The following is a 2,548-nucleotide window of genomic DNA, read 5'->3' on the forward strand; positions in this document are numbered from 1 at the left end:
AGGTGGGTGTCGCCGTTATTTTTGCGTTCGAATGTGGCGTGTGATTATAATATTGATGCTTCTATCGGGTTGTTCGGCTAAACCGATAGATGGATGTAATTTCGACTTAAATCACTGGGAGAAAACAAGCAGCATTCCCAAAGTTTTAAGTTCGAATTATAAAACTGATATCGATTCTTGGTATAAAAACCAAGACGGAGACCTGTTTTACTGTAAGCGGTTTATTAGTAACAATGTCTGCGGACATGAGTTCGAAATGCACTTTAAGCAAGCTAATGGCTCTTATCAACCAGACGAAGTTATATGTATGCAATAGTGCACCTAATAATTTCGAAGACACCCACCTCAAAACTCGTTCGCAGATGAAACATCGTTTGCTTTCAGCCTAGGCTCAATAAGTTTGCTGGTGGCAGCTTATGTCGACGGTGATAAAGAAACTGGTGCCAGTTTCAACTGGGTATCCTCGCAATTCGTTAACCAAACAAACGAGAACAGCGGTGATGACCACTCGGCCAATACAACGAGCAAGTAGAGCAAATCATGCAGTGCCAGCTACTTGCCAAATAGGAAAAAAGTGGGTCTAATGACACGCATAAATAACGTTGTTCAGGCAGGGAATGAGTCACGAAGTAACGGTTCAAACCATATACGGTTTAGAACAAAAGCTACTCATCAAAAGCAAATCCCCATAGCATAAACCACACCAGCCGGATACGGCGTGCAGGTAGCGGCCCAGTTCAACAAATGATTATGCGTACTGCGTACGCATGAATACTAAAGCGTTATGTTTGTAATCAAATTTGGTGCATTCAATGAATGATTTGAAATACCTGAAAATCATAGATAAAGATAAAGAAATTGGCAAAATTATTGATTCAGGTGACCGACTAGAAAATTCTAAGAGGTATATTCAATTTTTAAAAGACGAGAACTTGTATCTTGAATTGAGTCAATCAAAGCTAATGTTTAAACAAGCCAGGGCGTTTGCAAAAATAGCAAGGGGTATACATTCAAAAAGTTTACGTAAACCTCCTTTTAGCCACGAAGCTTGTGCACCATTTGTTGTTAATTCAGCTTTTGCATGTGAAATGTATTTAAAAACACTCCAAAACATCTACGGCAAAGCAGAAGAAATTCATAACTTAAGCTCGCTTTTTAAACACTTGCCAAACAAAGTCAAAGATAAAGTCAATAAATTTACCAAAGAGAAAAGTGCTGAGTTTAAAATTCACAGTAAAACACTTTTTAAAGACCATACTAAAACCATATCGAATGCGTTTTTAGATTGGCGATACATTTATGAAAAAGAGAGTGCTACGGTAAATGTAAACGTAATACTATTAATATTAACTTTACTAGATACACTTGCATATTATGAAGTAAAACAAACATAACAAGTACCTAAACCAAAGGACGCAAAACGCTTGGCTTGCGTTCCTTCTTCGCTAATTTTAGCCAAGCATTTATGCGCCATTAGTAAGGCGTTATACGTTTTAAGGAATCTGTGTATATTTATGAAGTGGTTTTCAAAAATAGATCAAAAAATATTTAGCTACATTCTTGTTTTTTTATTAATCACATTTATTTTTATAGGTTTTTTGGGTGACTCTAGTTCTTACTTTGTTGGAAGCTTAACCCCTGAAATTACAGGTGTTTGTTTAGAGTTGTTAATAATAATTTGGGTGTTTGATAAGTGGCAAGAAAAGAATAAGAAGAAAAAGCTAATTTCTTTAGAAAGGCGACTTAGAGAATATTTGATTTTTTTTCTCAAACATAATTTAAAAACGTTACCTCAGGAACTCAGGGTGGGAAAGTTTTTTGGGAAAGATCATGCTAAAAATATTGAACAGCTCGATGCACTTTTACAATATATCAAGAAAAATGGTCTAACAGAGAAAGAGGTTATCTCAATTCAAGAGCACTGTAGCCGAGATTACAGTACTTTAGATAATTTGCTACCTGTTGCCTCAGAGTTAACGAATGAGCATTTTAAAGCTTGGTGCCGTATTGTTTACTTTGTAAATTGTATCGCAAAATCAAATGAACCAGTAAGTAAAGCGACAATAGACATAATTCAAAATATCAAAAAGTTTGATACTGCGTCATTTAACTGTAAGTTATATGTAGGCGCAGAAAACGTATAACAAGTGCCTAAGCCAAAGGACGCAAAACAGCAGAGTTGCGCTCCTTCGTCGCTAATTTTAGCTTGCTATTTTTCGCCGGTTGGGTAAGCGTTAGGCATACTTTCAACAAGCACCGATTCAAATAACAAATATTATTAATGGATTACCCATGGATGCAGGGTGAGAGCATACTTCGTTAACGACCATTAACCGAAGATAAGCTCGGCCCTGAATTCATCGTCAAAACTGGCCCGAACACACTTGCCACGTATCGAATCTTTACGGCCTGTGTGCTGTTTTACCAGATTGCGAACAACCCGTCTGAACAATGCCATGTTTTCCGCGGAAATCGGCTCACTGATCTGGCAAGCATCTTCCTTAAACACGACATCCAACACCCAATGCGAGGGTGTTCATAATTCTGT

At 37.3% G+C, this 2,548-nt stretch carries 3 protein-coding genes and 1 pseudogene; 3 read left to right on the forward strand and 1 reads right to left on the reverse strand.

Annotation, left to right across the window (positions count from 1 at the left end; translation table 11 throughout):
- The 3 genes from TW77_RS25715 to TW77_RS23880 form a co-directional block, all read left to right on the forward strand.
- A partial coding sequence (locus TW77_RS25715) for a hypothetical protein (protein ID WP_205623902.1) occupies positions 1-316 on the forward strand: 316 nt, incomplete at its 5' end.
- A 496-nt stretch (positions 317-812) separates the two neighbouring features.
- The gene (locus TW77_RS23875; protein WP_046007477.1) at positions 813-1,394 is read left to right on the forward strand and encodes a hypothetical protein; all 582 of its coding nucleotides are present in this window, start codon (positions 813-815) and stop codon (positions 1,392-1,394) included.
- A 120-nt stretch (positions 1,395-1,514) separates the two neighbouring features.
- A complete protein-coding gene (locus tag TW77_RS23880; protein ID WP_046007478.1) occupies positions 1,515-2,144 on the forward strand; it encodes a hypothetical protein in 630 nt (209 codons plus the stop codon).
- 185 nt (positions 2,145-2,329) lie between these two features.
- On the opposite strand, the pseudogene TW77_RS23885 reads toward TW77_RS23880, so the two are convergent.
- A pseudogene (locus tag TW77_RS23885) lies at positions 2,330-2,527 on the reverse strand (transposase); the annotation flags it as partial.
- Between the last annotated feature and the right edge of the window lie 21 nt (positions 2,528-2,548).

The sequence above is a fragment of the Pseudoalteromonas rubra genome (assembly GCF_000967655.1).
In the GTDB taxonomy this organism is placed as follows: Bacteria; Pseudomonadota; Gammaproteobacteria; order Enterobacterales; family Alteromonadaceae; genus Pseudoalteromonas; species Pseudoalteromonas rubra_A.